This window comes from Shivajiella indica (genome assembly GCF_042683085.1).
Classification (GTDB): domain Bacteria; phylum Bacteroidota; class Bacteroidia; order Cytophagales; family Cyclobacteriaceae; genus Shivajiella; species Shivajiella indica.
The window spans coordinates 67,459-89,291 of the sequence record NZ_JBHUIV010000014.1 but is presented as its reverse complement, the minus strand read 5'-3'; the positions used below and the strand labels follow the sequence as shown (position 1 = coordinate 89,291).

The window sequence follows — 21,833 nt, the reverse complement described above, 5'->3', positions numbered from 1 at the left end:
TTCTTATTAAGCGAATTTTTGAAGGGATTGTTCTAAGATTTTTGCAAATCGGTAAATATCTAAGAAGCTGTTATATAACGGGGTAGGGGCAATTCTTATTACATTAGGGTGTCTCCAATCACCAACCACTCCGTTCTTATAGAATTCATCAAATACTGATTTTCCTCCTTTATGAATCAACAAAGATAACTGACAGCCCCTTTCCTTTGGATTTTTTGGTGTAATTATTTCCAAAATCCCTGTTTCTCCGCTGATTTGCCCAATAAGAAACTCCAAATATCCAGTTAAAAGTTCACTTTTCTTTCTAAGCCTTGCCATTCCTACTTCTTCGAATATATCCAAGGAGGCTTGATGCGCTGCCAATGCAATCACATTTGAATTCGCCAATTGCCATCCGTCTGCTCCATACATGGGTTTAAATCCCTTTTCCATTCTGAAACGTTCACCTTCGTCATGGCCCCACCAACCCGCAAATCTTGGTAAATCGGGACTTTCAGCATGCTTTTCATGCACAAATATGCCTGATATGTTTCCTGGACCTGAGTTCAGGTATTTATAACTGCACCAGGTAGCAAAGTCTACTTCCCAGTCATGCAATTGCAAAGGAGCATTTCCAGCTGCATGGGCCAAATCAAATCCTACCAAAGCTCCTGATTGATGCGCAGCTCTGCTGATTGCCTCCATATCAAAAACCTGGCCAGTATAATACTGAAGTCCTGCCATCATAACTAAAGCCAAATCATGCTTTTGATTTTCTATGGTCTTAAGGATGTCTTCGGTCCTTAAAGTATACTCCCCCGCTCTAGGAGCAAGTTCTATGATGGTCTCATCCGGATCCAGACCGTGAAATTTGACCTGTGATTCCAACATGTACATATCTGAGGGAAATGCACCGGCTTCCGTAATTATTTTAAATCGCTCCTTGGTTGGTCTGTAAAATGAAACCATTAAAAAATGAAGATTCGAACTCAAATTATTCATGGCTACCACTTCATGTTCATGGGCCCCAACAATTTCCGCGAGTGCAGGTTTGGATTTTTTTCGGATATGGTACCAAGCATCTTCACCTATAAAGTGACCATCAACTGCAAGGTTGGCCCAATTATCCAGTTCTTTTTGGATATAGGACTGTACGCTTTTTGGTTGGAGGCCCAAACTGTTACCACAGAAATAAACGGCTTCTTGTCCATTTACTTTTGGGAAAAAAAACTTTGACCTAAATCCTTTGAGTGGATCTGAATCATCCATTTTTTGGGCGAATTCTTCTGAATATTGATAGGTGATTTTTTCCATCTTCTTAATTGATTTGACAGTTGGAGTCCAAAGTTAACAAGAACTTGCCAAATTCGGTTTGAAGCTTTTTCAAACTTACCATGTTTCATTTTTCAAAAAAACCATTTTGCTTTCGGCGGTTGATTCATGAATTCCTATTTTGCAGAAAAATTAAGACGATGTCAAAAGAGATCATATTTTCAAAAGAGGCACCCGCACCCATTGGACCATACAGCCAGGCGGTTAAAGCAGGGAATACATTGTATGTTTCAGGTCAGATTGCATTGGATGCGGATACAGGCGAACTGATCAATGAAAATATCACAGAAGAAACCCATGCGGTGATGAAAAATCTGGAGGCGGTCCTGAGAGCTGGGGGCTTTGCTTTTGCTGATGTGGTTAAATGTACGATATTTATCAAGGATATGGGACAATTCACCACAATCAATGAGGCATATGGCCAATATTTTAAATCCAATCCTCCTGCCAGAGAAACCGTTGAAGTGAGCAAGCTTCCAAAAAATGTCAACGTGGAGATTTCTTGTATTGCGGTCAAATGATTTTATGGCCCAAAGGGCAAAATTTACCTTTAGGTGGTTTATTTGGAATCTTGTCTTTAATTCCAATCCCATATCAAGAGCTAAAATCCAACATGAAGGTGCTTTTTTGCCCCTAACAGGAACTCAATTTTCATCAGGCATCGCTTAACTTTAGTCCATGAAATCTGTTAACTCTTTATCATGTTTTTCCCAAGTCATAGTGAGGTCTTGGTTTCTGCCTTGAGCAAAAATGAGGTAGAGGGCAGATTAGAGAAAGTAACAAAAAATATAAATTTTTTGGACATTCAGGAAAGGACCGCAAGTGGATATAAATTTAATGGTTCCTTTGAGGAAGATAGCTTCAGTATCTCTTTGTTGATTGAAAAGGGGGACAGCTTTTTGCCTTTGATTAAGGGAAGGTTTGAAACCACCCCTCAAGGATGTATCCTTTTTCTGAAATACAGTTTATTTCCCAGTTCGGTCTTTTTTCTTGGCTTTTGGTCACTGATTACTTTTCTTTTGACCTTATTTTTTGGAATGGTCTCCAAAAATTACCTGTATGCTATCATTACTTTTTCCTTGGGTTTAGGCAATTACCTCTTTGCATGGTCCTATTTTAAAAGGAAAATAGGAATTTCAAGAAAGATTTTTTTTGAGCTTTTAAATCTTTGAAAAAGCAGATTGTCCAAAGAATGGGAGACTTTTACACATTCACTTTATAAGGATTTAGCTATGGATTATGGCCTTCAGGTCGTATTTTAGCGGACTCAAAAACTCAAAAAAACATATCATGACCTTTAGAATAGAAAAAGATACCATGGGGCCTGTCGAGGTTCCTGCGGACAAATATTGGGGAGCACAGACCCAAAGATCCATTAATAATTTCAAAATTGGTGGAGAAAGAAACCGCATGCCTATTGAAATCATTAGGGCATTTGCTATTCTTAAAAAATCAGCTGCCCTGGCCAATGCTGAATTGGGTGTTTTGGCCCAGGATAAAGCCGATATCATAGCCAAAGTATGCGATGAAATCCTGGCAGGACAGCATGATGATCAATTTCCTTTGGTCATCTGGCAAACAGGTTCAGGCACACAATCCAATATGAATGCCAATGAAGTGATCGCCTATCGTGCACATGTTTTGTTGGGTGGTTCTTTGGATGATGCCAAGAAAAAGATACATCCTAATGACGATGTAAACAAATCGCAATCTTCTAATGACACCTTTCCCACGGCCATGCATATTGCAGCGTACAAGATGGTGGTAGAGACTACCATTCCTGGCGTTGAGAAGTTGAGGAATACCCTGAAGGCAAAATCAGAGGCTTTTATGAGTGTTGTAAAAATTGGAAGAACCCATTTTATGGATGCCACTCCTTTGACATTGGGACAGGAATTCTCCGGTTATGTTGCCCAGTTGGACCATGGATTGAAAGCATTGAGAAATACTTTGTCCCATCTTTCCGAACTTGCATTGGGAGGAACCGCAGTAGGAACAGGATTGAATACTCCAAAAGGTTATGCAGAACTGGTGGCTAAAAAAATCGCTGAATTTTCAGGACAGCCCTTGGTTTCTGCTCCCAATAAATTTGAGGCCTTGGCAGCGCATGATGGAATCGTTGAAACACACGGAGCATTGAAGCAATTGGCAGTAAGCTTAATGAAAATTGCCAATGATATCAGAATGTTGTCCTCAGGTCCAAGATCAGGAATCGGAGAAATTCTGATTCCGGAAAATGAGCCTGGGTCATCAATTATGCCAGGAAAGGTCAACCCTACCCAAGTGGAGGCCATGACTATGGTGGCTGCCCAGGTGATGGGAAATGATGTTGCGATTTCCATCGGTGGATCAAACGGACATTTTGAGCTGAATGTATTCAAACCCCTGATGATTGCCAACTTCCTTCAATCTGCCAGATTGATCGGAGATGCCTGTGTTTCCTTCAACGATAATTGTGCCATAGGAATAGAGCCAAACACACCTTTTATCAAGCGTCACTTGGAAAACTCCCTGATGCTGGTGACAGCCCTAAACCCTTATATTGGGTATGAAAATGCAGCAGCAATTGCGAAAAAAGCGCATAAAGAAGGCACTAGCTTAAGAGAAGCCGCTTTGGCTTTGGGCTTATTGACCAATGAGCAGTTTGACGAATGGGTCAAGCCAGAAGATATGATTGGAAGTTTAAAATAAACAAAAATGGCTAACCCTGAGGTTAATCATTCAAAACTGAATACTTGAGAGGTATTTATAACTTCTTTTTAAAGCCTGTTCAAAATCAGGAGTATTGTCTTTTTCCAGGAAAAAGTGCTTTGCTCCTGATTTTTTTCTTAAAGCGTGAGAAAATTGTTTTTGATAGGTAATCCTTGATTTCACACCTTGTTTATTGCTTCAATAAGACTTTTATTTTTAAAATTACTCAATTCTAAAAAACTGCTCATTTAAAAACCTAAGTTTCCCTGCATGATCATTTCCCTGAAAAAGACCATTGTTATATTTTTTGTCAAGGAAAATTTCCAAATCACCTTTCTATTTTTTTTGGGATTACTTTTTGGCTGTAAGGAAAACACAAATCAGAAAGAACTTCAACGTCCAGAAGATAGTAGATTCATTCAAAAAGTATTGGTAGAAGGTCTTGAGGAGCCATTGCAGATAGAATTTGACCAAAAAGGATATGTGTATTGGATTGAGCGGGTTGGAAACGTCAAACGCTTCAATGAAAAAACAGGAGTGGTCGAACTTTTGGGAACCCTGGATCTTACCAAAGAAACTGCCCCGGGCTTAATCGGGATTTTACTGGATAGGGATTTTGAAAAAAGCCGTCAGACGTATCTTTTTTATTCAGCAGCAGCTGATAATGGGAATGCTTTACGGCTTTCCAGGTTTGAATTGGATAGAGAGGATAAATTGGATAAGGCCTCTGAGAAAATCATTTTGACTATCCCTTGGGAACAACCGGATGGACAGCATTTTGGCGGCGGGATGACCTGGGACAATGAAGGTAATTTGTATCTCAGCGTTGGGGCAGATTCCCATCCCACCCAATATGCACCGCTTCCTTTTGAAAATGAGGGTGGAAGAGGAGAAGATGAAGCAAGGACAGCCGGTAACACCCATGATTTAAGAGGTACAATTATTAGAATAAAACCTAATAATGACGGTACTTACAGCATTCCTGAAGGAAATTTATTTGCCCAAAATACCCCAAAAACTTTACCTGAAATCTACATTATGGGCAACAGAAACCCATGGAGATTGTCAATTGATTCCAAAACCCAATTCCTACATTGGGGAGAAGTTGGTCCTGATGCAGGAATGGACTCCGAAGAGTTTGGGCCTATGGGTTACGATGAGTTCAATGTGGCCAAAGGGCCAGGAAATTATGGATGGCCATATTTTATCGGTTACAACAGGGCATACAACAGTTATGATTATAAAACGGGGGGATATGGCGAACCCTATAAGCCTGATTCCAGCTATAATGATTCCCCAAATAACACAGGTCTTCAAATTCTGCCCACTGCACAGCCAGCACTTATTGCTTACCCCTACCAAGTTTCTGAAGAGTGGCCCATTTTGGGGAGTGCTGCTAGATCGGCAGTTGGTGGCCCGGTTTTTAGAAAACAGGATTTCTCCACAAACGCAGAAAGGGTATTCCCTGATTATTATGAAGGAAAGTGGTTTATTACCGATTATGTCCGGAACTGGATCATGGTGGTTTCCATGGATGAGCAGCGTGAAAAGGTTATTTCTATAGAGCGCTTTCTTTCGGCAAATATGTTGGCACATAGCCAACCTTTGGATATGGATTTTAGTCCCAATGGGGATTTGTATTTGGTAGAATATGGGATTGGAGGACAGGGCAAGATCTCTAGAATCGAGTATAATAAAGGGAATAGAGCACCTATTGCTCAAGCCAGTTCTTATGTATTGAATGGCAAAACACCTCTTGAATTGATGCTTTCTTCAAAAAGAAGTATGGACCCGGATGGAGATCAACTAATATATAATTGGGAAGTCAAAGAAGTTGAGGGCAACTTTTCACAAAGCCTCTCTGCTGAAAATCCTTCTTTGGTGTTAAAAAATGCAGGGAGGTACTTCATTGGCCTTGCAGTAACTGATTCCCATGGGCTTACCTCAATGGATTCCCTACTCGTTATTGCTGGAAACACCAGGCCAATTGTAAAACTCAAAGTATTGGAAGGGAACCAAAGTTTCTATTTTCCTGATGGACTGATCAAATATGAAGTCTCTGTGGAGGATGGTGAAGATGGGAATTTGATTGATGGAAATATCCGGAAAGAGGAGGTGTCTGTTACCGCACAATATATCCCATCTGGAATGGATTATCCACAATTAGAGGCTTTGGACAGGCAGGGAAACCTGAATCCGGACATCAAATTAAAACATTTAAATGCCAAAGGATTAATTCAAAAAAGCAATTGTCTTTCCTGCCATTTGGAGGACAAAAAACTGGTTGGTCCTTCTTTTAGAGACATTGCTGAAAGGTATCAAAAAAACCCTAAAGCAATGGATTTGCTGTCCAAAGGCATCATGGAAGGAGGTTCAGGCAAATGGGGAGATATAACTATGCCCCCTCAACCCATGCTGAATAGCCAGGAGGTTTCTCAGATCATTGACTATATTTTGGAAATAAACTTAGCAAATAGTTCAAATGTCAAATTGGGTACTTCCGGGGAATATATCACCAAAGGGTTTCCCAAAAGGACTAGTGGCGGTAGACTGGATTCCTATTTTCAAACCCCATTGGAAATGGGTTCTTATGTTTTTATGGCTAATTATTTGGACAAAGGTTCAAAGGAGAAAGATGGCCTAAACCTAATGGGCAAAGATTATTTTCTGTTGAGATTTCCTGTCTTGGCTCCCGAAGATGCGGATTACTTCTCTGAAGAAGGTATTTCATTTACCCCTTCCACAAATGATCCAGGTTTTATATTCACAGGAAAAGGTGGCTATATAGGTTTTAAGGAAATTGACTTTACAGGTATCAATCAGGTTAAAATTGGAGCCCCAAACAGGTTCTGGCATTGGTCCCATTTTGTGGGGGCCAGCATTGAGATCAGATTGAGCAGCCCGGAGGGAGAGTTAATCGGAAAACCCTTTACTGTGCCCCCTGCACCAAAAGGAGAAAAGGGGCCATTTTTTGGTGAAGCGATGGGTAGACCGGCAGTATTTGATGTTTCCAAAACTCAGGGTATCCATGATATCTACATCGTGGTAAAGAATCTGCAAGCCAAAGAAAGTGATGCTTTGCTTATGATGACGGGAATAGAATTTTTAAAATAAATGATGAGGTCTTGGAAATAAATATTTCTCTAAAGAATTATACATTGGGTCGAGGAAATAAGCTCCTTCTTATATTTATTTTTATAGGTAATATAGTTTTTGGACAAAAATTTCAGGTTCCAGATGGCTTCGAAACTATCTTTAATGGTAAAGACCTGGATGGTTGGCATCTCAGTAAAACCAATCATCATGGAACCAAGGGTAATTTCTATGTAGAAGAGGGAGCACTGATCATGAAGCAATATCCCTATGGACAGGGAGGGATTATTCTTACGGATAAAAAATACCGGGATTTTGAGCTTTACCTTGAGTTTAAAGGACATCCTGGCACTAATGGAGGAATTTTTCTCCGATCAAGTGAGAGCGGTTCTGCCTATCAGTTGGAATTGGCAGGAGATGGAGAGAGTGGGACAGGAGACTTTTTTGGGGAAATGCTGAGAACCACTTTTAATGCCCAAGTGGAAAATTTGGATGAGGTATGGAAAAAAGGAGAATGGAACAGTTTTCATATCCGCATGACCGGAGAAGTACCTAAGGTTACCCTTTGGATTAATGGGGTGCACATATGGGACGCTGAAGGGATAAGAAATGATTTGATAGCTGATGCTACAGAGGGTATGATCGCCTTGCAACTGCATTGGAGTGCTACTTTACAACCTGTCCCGGGAGGAAGATGCTGTGATTTCTCATGGAGACCGGATGCGGTCCATGCATTTAGGAATATTATGATCAAAGAAATAAAAAAAGAATAGTGGGATGAAGGGAATAATACTTATGATTTCTTTTATAGGATGCTTGTTGTCTTTTGTACTTTATGCACAAGAGAAACGAAAGCCATCTCCATCAATAAAAAATTTCAACATGGAGTTCCAAAGGATAGAGCCTGGAAGTTTTCTTGTTGGAAATATTGAAATTGAATGCCCAAGTTTTCCGGACACAAGAGATGTGCCCGAAGAAGTCAAATGGACAGAGGAAGATTTTCAAAGATGTAGGGAAATGGCTGAAAGAGATTCCAGACCGGGTTTTTGGGTAAATATTGAGCAAGCCTTTTACATAGGAAAATATGAGGTAACCCAAGGCCAATGGAAAGAGATCATGGGCTTCAATCCCTCTTTTTTTAATGAAAAAAAAGTAGGTGAAAATTCCGATTTACATCCGGTTGAAAATGTCACCTGGGAAATGGTTCAGGAGTTTATTGAGAAACTCAATGACATGGATAGTATATACCATTATAGATTACCAACAGAGTTTGAGTGGGAATATGCCGCAAGAGCGGGAAATGAATCCTTACTTTCCTGGGCAGAAACTGTTGAACAAGCCTGGATTCAACAAATTGACAAAGGAACCACAAAACCTGTGGGAACAAAAAAAACCAGCCCTTGGGGATTATATGATATGTTGGGAAATGTTTGGGAATGGGTGGAAGATTATTATAATGATGCGGTTTTTGCAGACCCGATTCCACCCAAAAATGGGGAAGTTCATGTACTGAAAGGAGGTAGCATTACTTCAGATGTAACCAATGCTACCTACTTATTCCACGGGGGAGGTCCTGGAAATGGATATGATGTTGGTTTTAGGCTGGTAAGAGAATTAAAGTAAATTTATTTGTAGCCTTACTCAGGCAGTTCTTTTAAATATTTTTTCACCTTCAAAGATCTCGCAAAGATGATAGAAAGCAGGATTATCCAAAGTAATTCATTAAATGCCAAATGGAAGATTGTACGTTTGTTCCAGCCCAATTCCAGTACAAATACCAAAACAAACCAAGTCGCCAAGATTATTTTCCCAATAATTCCTAAGAGAATAAGGTATTGCCAACTGATGGGATAGAAAGCACTTAGGAAAATCAGAAAACCGAGCAGCATCCCAATGGAACCGAAAACCCTGCCGCTTAAATCCATTGTCTCCATGGGATTCATAGATAGCCACTTCAAAAGATCGTCTCCAAAATACCTGAAGAAAGCAGACCAGGCAAAAGTGTACATTCCTGTAAGCAATAAGAAGCCACGCATTGGCATTGGGAAGCTTGGCATAATGCTGTTTTTGTCCATAAGGATTATTCTTTATATTCCAGAAAATTAACTTTTACCTTTAGAATTGGTTTGGATAAAAATACAAAACTACATGATGCCATTGAAATATAAGTCAAAGCTCGGATTATTTATTCTGGGGACAGCGCTATTGTCAATAGGTTTTATAGCAGGGCAAAGGGCAGGAGATATTACTCCGGCAATCATCACAGCGGGAGAAACTTTAATAGGCTTGGAATTTTCCCCTTCAGAAAGGGACAGCATGGTTCAAAATCTGATCAACCACCGAAACAGTTTTGAGCGGATGAGGGTTCAAAAGCTGGAGAATGCCACATCACCGGCCCTTTATTTTAATCCACTTCCCCACGGTTTTGTTCCGGAACAGGTACAAAAACCTTTTAATTGGGGATTACCGAAAGAAGTGGGATTACCAGTCAATGACCATGATATTGCCTTCCTTCCTATTTCTAACCTTGCCGTTTTGATCCAGCATAAAAAAATCAGCTCCGAAAGGCTTACCAGGATTTACTTGGATAGGATTAAGAATTATGCTGATACTTTACAGTGTTTGATTACACTTATGGAAGAGGATGCCATTCAATCCGCCAAAGCCATGGATGCAGAGATTGCCCAAGGGAAATACAGGGGTCCATTACATGGAATCCCTTATGGTATTAAAGATTTGTTGGCAGTAAAAGGTACCAAGACTACATGGGGGGCCATGCCATATAAAGATCAGGTCATCGATGAAACTGCCACTGTAGTGGAAAAACTGGAAGAAGCAGGGGCTGTTTTGGTTGGGAAATTTACCTTGGGAGCATTGGCCATGGGTGATGTTTGGTATGGGGGAGTTACTAAAAACCCCTGGAATCTGGAACAGGGGTCCAGTGGATCTTCCGCTGGGTCTGCCTCTGCAGTAAGTGCAGGTTTGGTTCCCTTTGCCATTGGTACGGAAACTTTGGGAAGTATTGTGTCCCCATCTACAAGAAATGGAGTTACCGGTTTACGGCCAACTTTTGGACGGGTGAGCCGGCATGGGGCGATGGCTTTGAGCTGGAGTATGGACAAAATCGGACCGATATCGCGTTCAGCCTTGGACAACGCCATAGTGTTGGCTATTATCAATGGGTTCGATCCAAAGGATAAGAGTACGGTTTCTGCAGCCTTTAATTATGATGCGAAGAAGTCAATTAAAGATTTAAAAGTCGGGTATTTTGCTTCATTTTTTGAAGGAGAGAGGGCCACTGAACAGGATAAGAGGGTTTTGGAAGAATTGAAGAGTATGGGAGTGGAATTGCATCCGGTAGAATTGAAAACTTCTGTGGACGTGTCCTCTATGTTGATATCATTATACGTGGAGGGAGCTGCTGCTTTTGATGAGATGACCAGAATGGATAGGGATGAGCTTTTGGTGGCCCAGCACCGCAATGCCTGGCCAAACCTGTTCCGTTCTTCAAGGTTTATACCGGCAGTGGAATACCTGCAGGCCAATAGGTTCCGCAATATCCTCATTGAAGAAATGCACGCTTTGTTTTCGGAATATGATGTCATTGTGACACCTTCATTTGGGGGGAATCAACTTCAAGTTACCAACTTGACCGGTCATCCTGCTCTATGCATGCCCAATGGTTTTAATGATAAGGGTAGCCCGGTTTCCATAACCTTCCTTGCTAATCTGTATGATGAAGAAAAACTGATCATGTTGGGAAGGGCATATCAGGAAAATACCGATTGGCAGGAAAAAAGACCTCCATTGTTTGATAGGTAAACAAAGTGAATAGAATTTTCTTCCATCTTTAAATGATTATGATATCCCACAAAGAATGCAAAGGACCACAAAGAGATAAAACTTTGTGCATCTTTGTTGGCTTTGTGGGAAAGAAAAATTTGATTGTCAAAGCTGTTTATTTTAATCGCTCATTTTATAATCAAAAGGCATCAAATCTCCGATTTTTTCCCATGCCATATAGCCGTTCAAATAAAGATCAAAGGGGTGGAAATAACTGCCATCTTCAAATATTCTCAAGGCATTTCCTGTCAAGGTAAGTTGAGTAACCTGAAAAGGCATCGGATCCAATTTTGCATGGATTCCGACCGACTTTCCTCTTATTTGATTAGTGTCGGATTGTTTGGCAGAATACTTGCGGAAATTGGGTTCTTCATGTTCTTTTTCGAATATTACGAAAAATGGATCAGAATAGGTTAAAAATAGCCATCCATTTCGGGCTTCTTCTACCAAATTATCAACGCTTAAATCTTCCTCGGATAATTCGAATCTTTCTTTCGGTAAGTTTTCTTTTTGGATAAACTGCCTCAAACTATCCCTTACTAACCAAGTACGGGTTTGCGCTAACTGTTCCTTAGCGACTTCTATTTCAGCATCGCTGGGCCTTTCTCTATTATTTTTAATCTCTGATTTTTTGACTACAAATCCCTCTTCCTCTATATTTCCCTGGTATAAAACGCGGACAAAATGAGTAATACTTCCCTCAAAAGCCCGGATTCTTTGCTTCTCTATTTGTGCTTTTCTGCGCCGGGGAATATCCTTTTCGATAAAGTAGGGGTATCCGGCATACTTGGAAACTTTATTCTCAAAGTCAAGCTCGAAACCTTCCAGGACATATTTAATTGAATACCCCAAATTGGGGTTTTCGATTTCCAAAATTCCTTTGGATTTTGCCGTTAATACATTTTTATTGGTTTCGTTGTCCAGAATTAAAACCTCAGGGTTGAGTATTTTGCACCTTTGGCCATTGATGCTGGTACCCAAGAAATTTTCTTTGAATATTTCCAGGTTATTATACCAGGCTTTGTCCCTTTTTTCGGCGATTCTTGCTTCCTCAAGTTCAAAAAATTCAGGTAGGATCCTGAACTCATAGCTATCACGAATGGTATTTGTATTAAAAGGAAAGCTAAATGTCTGGTATCCCAAATAACTGATGACCAATTCATAGTTACCGGCCGGGACATTGATCTGAAAAGCTCCATTTCGGTCAGTAATATCCCCAAAAGTTGAATTGTTGATGAATACAGTGGCAAATTCCAAAGGTTGTAGAGATTCGGCATCCAATACCTTACCTCTCATGAGAAATTGTGCATGCACCTGGCATACTCCAAGGAAAAAAGTGGAAAGGATTAAAAGATTGGATTTTTTTATTTTCATGGAACCTATTTTACTTTAAAGGTATAGTTGGAGTAAATAGGTTCGCCTTTTTTTGATAATCCTTCCAAACTAACCCTTACCTCAGGTCTTCCTTCTGATAAAGGAAATTCTAGGTATACTTTTCCATTCATATCAGATTCTACAAAAGATAACCAGAAAATAGTCGACCTATAATCAATAGCAATGGGAGCACTGATATCAGGCACCATGGGAGGAACATAAAATTCCCGTATAGGCGCATAACCTTGAGTTACTAATGTTGCATTGCCAAGGATATCCACTTCTGAATAATCCCTATTTGGGTTTCCTCCTTTGGTGAGTATATTGACTACGCCACCGGCACCTTGTGATCCATAAACAGCAGATTTTGCTAAACTTCTTAATATATCCACCCTTTCTATTTCCGCTACAGGTATAGTTGCAGCCAATTGAGGTGTTGCCGGAGATCCATCAATAAAAATAGCTGCACCACCAACTGCCGGCCTACCACTTGCCGGACCTGAGATCAATCCTCCTCTCATAAGAATGGCAGGGGGGTTCATCATATTAAATACATCTCCATACACTGTCACCCCAGGGAATCTTCCCCTGATTAAATGATATACATTTTGAAAACCATAATATTCATCAGTCACGGTCATACTTAATTCCGGCGAATCATTGTATTGTATGGTCCGTGTATCCGGTATTTGGTCACTTCTTCTTCCTCTGACGGTTACTTCTCCCAATTCAATTTCTTTGTTGAGCACAAATTGCTCCATCAGGTTTCTTGCTTCTTTCACTGTAACCAAATAATCCTCATAATCTATAAATTGGTCTCCCTGAGGTAATCCGATCAAGCTGGCCATTTTCGGTTTGGGAATTTCCTTTTCAAAAATTTCTAACTCATTTCGTTTGAGCTCCTTTTTCTTCCCACTTGCTTTTTCCTTTTCGAGATATGCCTGTAAAAATATGCCAACAGTATCTTGGTAATCCATCCCTAGGAAAGTGAATCTTCCTGATGCATCAGTTTCGCCTTCATAAACTAGAGGGTCACCATACCAATGGTTTACCAAAAGGGTAAGTTTATGGATTTCTTCGACAGGTTTGTTATTCAACTTGAACACCTTTCCACTTAGACTCAAACCGGATTCAAACTGATAGGGAGGTAATTCATTCAATTTGGAGAGGTTTTCCCAAGAGAACCTTCTCCAACCTTGGGTCAGTAAAAGTATGTCCAGGTATTTTTCTGCATTTGGATTTTCCGGATTAAAATAATAGGAAGGTTGTTCCAGTACTCCTTTCAGATCTGAACTAAGTTGAAAATAAGAGACTATATTTTCTGAATTTTCCAGATGCATTACTTGGTAAGCATCGGTTACAGATATGGAAAAATCTCCTTCTACTGGCATCCCGAACTCATCATTAAGCTCAATATCCATTCTTACCATTTCTTTTGGCCCATATTCGGATTTTTCGGTTCTGAATTTCCCGCTAGCCTGTGAAAAAGGGAGGAAGTAAACCAAACGTTCAGCCAAAAGCTGGGTTTCATCATCCATCAGGGTAAAAGTAACCAGCCCGGGCATGAAATCTTCCTTATCCAGAAAGAAACTGTTTTCCTGTTTTCCTGCGTCCAAATCTTTTCTGAAAACAACTTTTCCTTTGGAAAGGCCAATGATATGGAGTGATTTGGGTTGAGGAACTTTATTATGGAGGACACTTATTTTTACTTGATCGTTTTCATACAAGGGATCAATTTTCAGCACATATCCGGTTTTTTGAATGGCTGAAAAAGCAAATCTGGTCCAGTCCTGTTCCGCCGACTTTGCCCTTATTTCATAGCTTTCATTTGGTACAGGATTGAAATTAAAAGCCCCCATCCCCAAGTGTTCTGATTCAAATCTGAGAATTGTATCCATTTTGCTATTTAGGATATAGCCCAACACATCGGTGCCTTTACCAATAGCATTTGTTGCCTTAAATCCGACTTTACTTTCAATTCCCTCGACGAGATACCCTCCCTCAGGAAAAAAGGATAGGTTCAATTTCGGATTTTGATTGATAAACTCCCAGCCATCACCCAATTCCCCAACCCAAATATTCTTTTCAAAAAATGCTTCCTCTCCAAAATTCATCATCCATTCCGTGTAAGCCCTTAGGGTGTAAACCCCAGGGCGGAGATTTCTGGGCAATACAATATCTCCCTGACCCATTCCATTTTCGAGTTTCATGATGATCCTGGAGACGTAGGGTAATACCCTATCCTGAAGCAATTCCACGTAAAGGGGAACTGTTGGGGTTTTTTCTGGATCCTCCTTACCTAATTCAATTAGTCCATAGGCCTTGATCCAGATGGTATCATTTAAAAAATAGTGGGGTTTGTCAGTATGTAAGTAAACTTTTTCGTAGGGATAGGTCTGGTGATATTTTTCAATGCTTTCGATAATTTTGTCTATGCTTTCCTGACCAAATGAAGGAGTTATAAAAAAAATAATAAAAATCCACGTTGCGAGGGATGATATGGAAAAGTTCATAATCAGGGAATTTTAGTTTAAATAAACTTACGAAATAAAGACAATATTAGTTACTCAAGAAGCGCATAATCTTTGTTTTATTTAGGAAATAACCTTTCATTTTTTGGAAACCTTAGTTTACGTTAAAAAATCGAAAATGAGTTTGAATGATAATAGGAAGTTAAAGAATGAATCTGGGTTCAGATGTCAAAGGAGATTTAATAACAGGTAATTCAAAAAAGCCTGACAGTAGATTTTTACTATCAGGCTTGAAATTATGGTTAGGATTTTTACCCCAAATTCTTCATCGCATGGTGCGCTGCTCTTGCTGCAAAAGCCATATAGGTCAAGGACGGGTTTTGTGTTGATGTAGAGGTCATTGATGCCCCATCCGTTACATAAACATTCGGAACGGCATGCAGTTGATGGTTGGCATTGAGCAGGGAGTTCTTAGGATCTTTGCCCATCCGTACTCCGCCCATTTCATGTATATCCAAACCAGGTGCCCTATGGTCGTCTCTGGTTTGAATATTGGTGAAACCTGCTTTTTCAAACATCTCCGTCATCTGTTCCAGGTAGTCCTTCACCATTTTTTCATCATTGTCATCATAATCCACATTGATTCTCAATAATGGCATTCCCCACTCATCTTTTTGATTTGGATCCAAAGCGACATAATTGCTTTCTTTGGGTATGGTCTCACCCATCATATGCGAACCCACTCTCCATGGGCCATATTTGTCAGGATTGAGCAAACTTTCTTTAAGCTCCATACCGATGCTGCTTTGATCGGAATAGTTTCCCCTATTTGCAGAAAAACCTGCTGCATATCCCCTTAGAAAGTCCGTTTCCTGTTTGAAAACGTTTCTGAACCTTGGGAAATAACCAGAGGTAGGTCTGCCTCCCTGAGTTGTAAATTCCAAATGACCTTCATACTCCGCTGATATGCCTGCCCTGTAGTTATGGAAAGCTACATATTTTCCCAATAGGCCATTGTCATTTCCCAATCCATTTGGGAAGCGGCTGGAGATAGAGTTAAGCAAGATCAAATTGGTATTGAGGGCAGCCGCATTGACAAAAATGACATCTGCATAATATTCTTCCATTTCCTTAGTGTTGGCATCTACAATCCTGACACCTGTGGCCTTTCCTTTTTCTTCATCATAAATGATGGAATGCACTACTGCATGGGTACGCAATGTCATATTTCCGGTCTTTTCTGCCCAAGGTATGGTAGAGGAATTGGCTGAGAAATAACCCCCGAATGGACAACCTCTCTGACAGAGATTTCTGCTTTGGCATTTTGCTCTGCCTTGTTGGGCATAGTATTCAAAGTTACCATTGATATGGGCACAGCGGGCCAAAATCAAATGACGCGAATCTCCATAGTGCTTCTTTAGTTGGTCCTGAAAATACTTTTCCACGACGTTCAATGGATAACCGGGAAGAAATTCTCCATCCGGTAAATTTGGTAACCCATCTTTGTTTCCTGAAACACCTGCAAACTTTTCCACATGGCTGTACCATGGAGCAATATCCTTGTACCTGATGGGCCAATCCACAGCAAAACCGTCTCTGGCCGGGCCTTCAAAGTCAAAATCAGACCATCTTTGCACTTGTCTGGCCCATAATAAGGATTTCCCTCCCACTTGATAGCCTCTGATCCAGTCAAAGGGTTTCTCCTGTACATAAGGGTGTTCCTTATCTTTCACAAAGAAATGGGCTGCATCTTCCCGAAAGGCATAGCAGCGACTCACTACAGGATTTTCTTTTTGAATCTCCTGAGGAATCTGTCCTCTGTGTTCGAATTCATAGGGAAGCATATTGGTGGTTGGATAATCTTTGATGTGTTTCACATCCCGGCCCCTTTCAATGACCAGTGTCTTTACACCATGTTCACAAAGTTCCTTTGCAGCCCAACTGCCGCTCAATCCAGAGCCAATGACAATGGCCTGAAATGTTCTTTCTTTTGCGGCGTCTATATTCAGATTAGCCATTTATTCTTTCCGTTTTAATGTCAGCAATCAATACATCTCCTTTATATTCCCCGGGAATGAGAGAATAGGGTTTCACTTGGGTTTGGATGTACTCGGACATCATGAAGCCCTGGGTGGTAAACCTTTTGGTCATTCTTAGAAAATCTCTGATCTCCTTTTGACTTTCTTCCTCTGTGGATAAACCTGTCAGAATGAGTGATTCTTTTTGTTTTTGGTCCAATTTGCCAAAGGATGAGCCTGCTGTTTTTTTACTGTAATCCTCAAAGCCATTTAACCCGTTCATAAAGGTTTTTTGTCCTTCCTCCTCGATACAGTCATTGACCATGACAAGGATAAAATCCTGCACACTGATATCTGCTGCCCCTTTGATATTTCCCGAAGGAATGATGCTGTCTGCTATGTCGGCCAACAATTGTTTGAGGGAAGGGGTAATCTGAAGGTTCTGATAGGCATCGAGGATGTCTTCCTTTGAAAAATCACAGGAAGGTACCAATACCAGTCCGCCTGTCAACAGGGCAAGACTCCGAAGGGCATCTCTTCTTTTCATGGATAGGTTATTAGGGTTTGATTTTAAATGAGCAATAAGGTATAACGATTTAGGGATTTTTCAAACCACTGATTAATTTAACCATAGATGAAATTGGATAAAGATTAAAAAATGAACCACTGATGAATGGGATGAACACTGATAAAATGAATCAAGGATGAAGATGGATTTTTTATGATTTCTGAATTTGATAATGATTTTGAGGTATTCAGATGAGGTTATTAACCACAGATGAATGGGATGAACACTGATAAAATGGATAAGGGATGAATGAGGATTAATGCAGATAAAAAAATAATTTAATCGGTTATTTAAACGGATAATATGAATCGTATTTGATTAATAGCGATTATTTTTTGGAAAATGATTTGTTATGTCGTGGGATTATGATTGGATCACTGAAGAAATAATTGGCAAAGCCTTTAAGGTTTCCAATACTTTGGGAACAGGTTTTCTGGAAAAGGTTTATGAAAATGCATTGGCTATTGAATTAAGGAAAAGCGGATTTTTAGTCAATCAGCAATTTCCCATTCATGTGCATTATTCAGGAGAAATCGTGGGAGAATATTTTGCCGATCTGTATGTGGAAAAAACTATCATTGTAGAATTGAAGACCGTAAAAGCCCTAGATGATATTCATTTGGCTCAAGTTTTAAACTACTTAAAGGGCGCAAGGAACTCAATAGCACTTTTAATCAACTTTGGATCTCCTAAAGTCCAAATCAAAAGAGTAATCAATAATGTTTTATAGACAAATCGACCTATTATTTTGAACTAATGATACGACGGAAAGAGTGAATCCAATTATTAAAACAAAGTTTTTATCAATATTTATCAGTGTTTATCTGCGTTAATCTGTGGTTAGTTCATCCTTTTTTATATTCATGATCAGTAGTCCTCAACATGAATCAATGGTTCATTCTATTTTCACAAATAATATCAGTGTTTATCGGCGTCCATCTGTGGTTAATTCATCCATTATCATTAATCATCCGCACTCATCCTAGGTAAAAACTTTAGTCAACATTCATCTGTATTTTTAATCCCAATATCTGCGCAAATCTGCGGTAAATTCATCCATTTTTCATACATCATCCGCGTTCATCCTATTTATCTGTGGTTAATTAATTATCCCTGGTAATTACACCAAGTTCTGCAAAGGAGCCCTTCAATCCATCAGTTGTTCCCAATGCTTTCAGCCGGATATACCTTGCCTCCACCCCATCAAATCTTATTGTCTGCTCAATAGGATTGTTGTAAATATTTGAGAATTCACCCAGGGCCCTATCTGTCCAGGTCCTTCCATCGAAGCTACTTTGGAAAACATACCTATTAATCACACCGCTCATAAACCTATTTTGGGGAGGGAGATAGGTAAATCCATATAGCGTAATCACTTCACCTAAATCTATGGTCAACTCATCCGCTGTGCTCTGCCAAAAGGTACTTGGATCCTCATAAATGGCTTTTTCTGCATTGGGATCAGTGTGGATAACGCTCCATTTGGCTTTGGCCATATCCAGATCTTGTACTAAAATCTCGCTCAATTGACCAGTAGCAGGGTCATGACTGATGGCCTTCAATTGGACCGCTTGATCCATCATCACAGGCCTTTCATATTTTAAACTGTTGATGCCTGGATTACTGCCATCCAAGGTATAATAAATATCCACATTGCTTCCGGGAACAATCAAAGTCATGGCCCCTGATTTGTTCCTTTTGAGCATAGGTTCGATCAGCAATGCCGGTGCATGGTAAACCCCAATCCTGGAAAGGGTAGGGCTTGCTTTGGCATCGGTAATGGTAAACCTCAAAGCATCTGTATCCACATCGTCAAATCTCAGGATTCGCTTTGTACCAATGGTGGTTCCCTTGTGGATAAGTTCCCAGCCCTTTTCCGTTTTGGCTTCCAATGTAAAAGCTTTTACCCTTTGGCCTAAGACAATATGTTCTTGGACCATAAACCTGTTAATTTTTTGTTTTTGAGGGAATTGAATAACAATTTCGTTGTGGATAACTCCATCTTCTGCTGCCCAATACTTGTTTTTATCCTCATTGAGTACCTGTTTGATTTCAAAGCCTTTTCCTCTTTCATTCGAGGCGCTGAACTTGGCTATTTGGGCTAGGTCTATGGCAAAATCTTCTTTAATTTTTGTGGATAACTTCATGATCTGCTCCACATCTTTTTCATGGATCAAGCCTCTTCTATCTACGGGAAAATTGATCAAAAGGGCTGCATTCCTACCAATGCTGTTGTAATATATGTCCAGCAATTGAGGAAGCGTCTTCACCTTGTGGTCCTCGTATTCGTGGTAATACCATCCCGGTCTAATGGATACATCCGCTTCTGCAGGCACCCAATGGGTACCGTCCTCTTGACCTGATGCATATTTTTCAGGGTACTCCGGCATACCAGCATAGACTGAATCCCGCATCAGATTGGACCAAGTGGTTTCATAGGCATAACCTTCTTCATTGCCAACCCAGCGCACATCTGGTCCACCATCGCTAAAAAGTACCGCACCGGGCTGCAATTCTCTCACCAAGGCATAGATATTCGGCCAATCATAGTAAGTCAACTTATCCACATAGCGGTTTTCATTGGCGCCTCCATAGTAGCCGGTTCCCCCATTTGCTCCGTCAAACCATACCTCAAAGATTTCCCCATAATTGGTTAGTAATTCCGTCAGCTGATTCCGCATATAGTTGATATATTCCGGCGTGCCATAATCCGCATGGTTTCGGTCCCAAGGGGAGTAGTAAATGCCCATTTTTAGACCAAATTCATCACAGGCATCTCTTAACTCCTGGATCAGGTCCCCTTTCCCATTTTTCCAGGGGGAGTTCTTTACAGAATGTTCGGTATAAGCTGAAGGCCAAAGGCAAAAGCCATCATGGTGCTTGGCAGTAATAATAATTCCCTTCATTCCCGCTTCCTTGGCCACTTTGGCCCATTGACGGGTATCCAATGAAGTAGGGTTGAAATCAGCGGGATCTTCATCCCCCATTCCCCATTCCATATCCGAAAAAGTATTCATATTGAAATGCACAAAGCCATAGTATTCCAGGTCATGCCAGGCCAACTGCCGTTCCGAAGGAATGGGATAAACAGGTGCTGGGGGTGCTACTTCAGGGCCTTGGCAGGCACAAATAATCAATGCAAGAAACAGAAGCTTTTTCATATGAAAACCAATTGTTCTGAAATATTAATCATTTTTCCAGAAAACATACATACAACAGCCCAAATCCCTATCTACCTTGAGAAAATTTAGGATTAAAAGGATAAAACAGTACTATTTGACTAAATTTCACTGAAATTTATGTTTCTTTTCCAGTAAGCCCTTATCCCCAATGAGAATCGTACAGTTTAAAAATAAAGAGAACACCACCAATGTGGCTTTGGTAGAGGATGAAAATCTGCGCCTGTTGCTTGAAATAAAGAGTACCTATGAATTGGTGCAAAAATCCTTTACATCTGGAAAAAGTCTGGAAGACCTTGTCAACTATCTGGCAGGCGATCAAACAGTAAGTTATCAACCTTTATTAGACAATAAACAGGTTCTGCTCCCGCTTACCCATCCTGACCCTTATCGCTGTTGGGTTACGGGCACTGGACTTACCCATTTGGGATCTGCGGCTTCCCGGGATAAAATGCATCAAAAACTAAAAAGCAGCAACCCTGATGAGCTTACAGACTCCATGAAAATGTTCCAAATGGGGCTCGAAAATGGAAAAATGTTAAATGGAAAGCCCGGAGTCCAACCAGAATGGTTTTACAAAGGAAACGGGCTATCCGTAGTACCCACAGGTCATGAATTGCTTTCTCCTCCTTTTGCCCTGGATGCAGGCGAGGAACCCGAATTGGCAGGATTATATGTCATCGATCCAGAAGGCAATCCTTTTAGGGTGGGTTTTGCAATAGGCAATGAGTTTTCGGATCATAAAATGGAGAAAATCAATTACCTCTACTTGGCACATTCCAAGCTCAGGGCAAGTGCCTTTGGGCCTGAGCTCCTAATCAGCGAACTCCCTGATCATGTGGTAGGCCTAAGTAGTATCATAAGAGGAGAAGATCTGCTATGGCAAAAGGAATTCCTAACCGGTAACGCCAACATGAGCCACAATATCGCCAATCTGGAACACCACCACTTCAAATATGACCTGTTTCGACAGCCTGGAGATGTCCATGTACACTACTTTGGCACCTCAGTAGCAAGTTTTGCTGATGGGATTGAAGTCCAAAATGGGGACAGATTTGAGATTTCTATTCCGGAACTCGGAAAACCACTCATCAACACACTCAAACAGGTATAACAAGCATGTTTATAACCCTAATCATCTTCTAATTTAGGTTGATTCAGAATTTCCGTTTTATTAACAATACGTTAAAGTTACATGGAATTAAGCAGTAGGGTTATTCTTGAAATGCAATCTTAATCCAACTCTTTCATAAAAAATTAGGTTAAAAAATTAGAAAATGTAATT

Annotated in this window: 16 protein-coding genes; 9 read left to right on the top strand and 7 right to left on the bottom strand. The window is 40.4% G+C overall.

What is annotated here, in order from left to right; all coding sequences use genetic code 11:
* Window positions 1–6: 6 nt before the first annotated feature.
* Entirely contained in the window at window positions 7–1,293 is a 1,287-nt protein-coding gene (gene kynU, locus ACFSKV_RS08915) for a kynureninase (RefSeq protein ID WP_380801610.1), read from the bottom strand.
* Window positions 1,294–1,451: 158 nt separating this feature from the next.
* On the opposite strand from kynU, the gene ACFSKV_RS08910 reads away from it, so the two are divergent.
* The 6 genes from ACFSKV_RS08910 to ACFSKV_RS08885 all read left to right on the top strand — a co-directional run bounded on the left by ACFSKV_RS08910 (window position 1,452) and on the right by ACFSKV_RS08885 (window position 8,718).
* Window positions 1,452–1,832, top strand: coding sequence for a RidA family protein (locus ACFSKV_RS08910; RefSeq protein WP_380801609.1), 381 nt, complete (start codon window positions 1,452–1,454; stop codon window positions 1,830–1,832).
* A gap of 180 nt (window positions 1,833–2,012) precedes the next feature.
* Window positions 2,013–2,483, top strand: a complete 471-nt coding sequence (locus ACFSKV_RS08905) for a hypothetical protein (protein WP_380801608.1) — start codon at window positions 2,013–2,015, stop codon at window positions 2,481–2,483.
* A gap of 118 nt (window positions 2,484–2,601) precedes the next feature.
* Window positions 2,602–4,002 carry a class II fumarate hydratase gene (gene fumC / locus ACFSKV_RS08900; protein WP_380801607.1) on the top strand — a complete coding sequence of 467 codons (1,401 nt, stop codon included), beginning with the start codon at window positions 2,602–2,604 and terminating at the stop codon, window positions 4,000–4,002.
* 270 nt (window positions 4,003–4,272) lie between these two features.
* On the top strand, window positions 4,273–7,116 hold the full coding sequence (locus ACFSKV_RS08895; protein WP_380801606.1) for a PQQ-dependent sugar dehydrogenase: 2,844 nt from the start codon (window positions 4,273–4,275) through the stop codon (window positions 7,114–7,116).
* Window positions 7,117–7,127: 11 nt separating this feature from the next.
* The gene (locus ACFSKV_RS08890) at window positions 7,128–7,868 is read left to right on the top strand and encodes a 3-keto-disaccharide hydrolase (protein ID WP_380801605.1); all 741 of its coding nucleotides are present in this window, start codon (window positions 7,128–7,130) and stop codon (window positions 7,866–7,868) included.
* Window positions 7,869–7,977: 109 nt separating this feature from the next.
* A complete protein-coding gene (locus ACFSKV_RS08885; RefSeq protein WP_380801604.1) occupies window positions 7,978–8,718 on the top strand; it encodes a formylglycine-generating enzyme family protein in 741 nt (246 codons plus the stop codon).
* 14 nt (window positions 8,719–8,732) lie between these two features.
* Here the strand turns inward: ACFSKV_RS08885 and ACFSKV_RS08880 are convergent, their stop codons facing one another.
* Entirely contained in the window at window positions 8,733–9,170 is a 438-nt protein-coding gene (locus ACFSKV_RS08880) for a hypothetical protein (protein WP_380801603.1), read from the bottom strand.
* Between the two features lie 73 nt (window positions 9,171–9,243).
* Between ACFSKV_RS08880 and ACFSKV_RS08875 the strand changes: the two genes are divergently transcribed.
* Window positions 9,244–10,917, top strand: a complete 1,674-nt coding sequence (locus ACFSKV_RS08875; RefSeq protein WP_380801602.1) for an amidase — start codon at window positions 9,244–9,246, stop codon at window positions 10,915–10,917.
* 141 nt (window positions 10,918–11,058) lie between these two features.
* Here ACFSKV_RS08875 and ACFSKV_RS08870 read toward each other — a convergent pair whose 3' ends face one another.
* From ACFSKV_RS08870 to ACFSKV_RS08855, 4 genes are all read right to left on the bottom strand, one after another.
* Window positions 11,059–12,312, bottom strand: a complete 1,254-nt coding sequence (locus tag ACFSKV_RS08870) for a carboxypeptidase-like regulatory domain-containing protein (RefSeq protein ID WP_380801601.1) — start codon at window positions 12,310–12,312, stop codon at window positions 11,059–11,061.
* A 5-nt stretch (window positions 12,313–12,317) separates the two neighbouring features.
* On the bottom strand, window positions 12,318–14,825 hold the full coding sequence (locus tag ACFSKV_RS08865) for a TonB-dependent receptor (RefSeq protein ID WP_380801600.1): 2,508 nt from the start codon (window positions 14,823–14,825) through the stop codon (window positions 12,318–12,320).
* Between the two features lie 269 nt (window positions 14,826–15,094).
* Window positions 15,095–16,801 (bottom strand): GMC oxidoreductase, encoded by a 1,707-nt coding sequence (locus ACFSKV_RS08860; protein ID WP_380801599.1) that lies wholly within the window; start codon window positions 16,799–16,801, stop codon window positions 15,095–15,097.
* On the bottom strand, window positions 16,794–17,348 hold the full coding sequence (locus ACFSKV_RS08855; RefSeq protein ID WP_380801598.1) for a gluconate 2-dehydrogenase subunit 3 family protein: 555 nt from the start codon (window positions 17,346–17,348) through the stop codon (window positions 16,794–16,796). The genes ACFSKV_RS08860 and ACFSKV_RS08855 overlap by 8 nt, the downstream gene beginning before the upstream one ends.
* A gap of 373 nt (window positions 17,349–17,721) precedes the next feature.
* Here ACFSKV_RS08855 and ACFSKV_RS08850 point away from each other — a divergent pair, with 373 nt between their 5' ends.
* Window positions 17,722–18,099 carry a GxxExxY protein gene (locus ACFSKV_RS08850; protein ID WP_380801597.1) on the top strand — a complete coding sequence of 126 codons (378 nt, stop codon included), beginning with the start codon at window positions 17,722–17,724 and terminating at the stop codon, window positions 18,097–18,099.
* A 373-nt stretch (window positions 18,100–18,472) separates the two neighbouring features.
* Here the strand turns inward: ACFSKV_RS08850 and ACFSKV_RS08845 are convergent, their stop codons facing one another.
* On the bottom strand, window positions 18,473–20,530 hold the full coding sequence (locus tag ACFSKV_RS08845; protein WP_380801596.1) for an alpha-L-fucosidase: 2,058 nt from the start codon (window positions 20,528–20,530) through the stop codon (window positions 18,473–18,475).
* A gap of 169 nt (window positions 20,531–20,699) precedes the next feature.
* Here ACFSKV_RS08845 and araD1 point away from each other — a divergent pair, with 169 nt between their 5' ends.
* Complete coding sequence (gene araD1, locus ACFSKV_RS08840) at window positions 20,700–21,662, top strand: AraD1 family protein (RefSeq protein WP_380801595.1); 963 nt, start codon at window positions 20,700–20,702, stop codon at window positions 21,660–21,662.
* Window positions 21,663–21,833 lie beyond the last annotated feature (171 nt).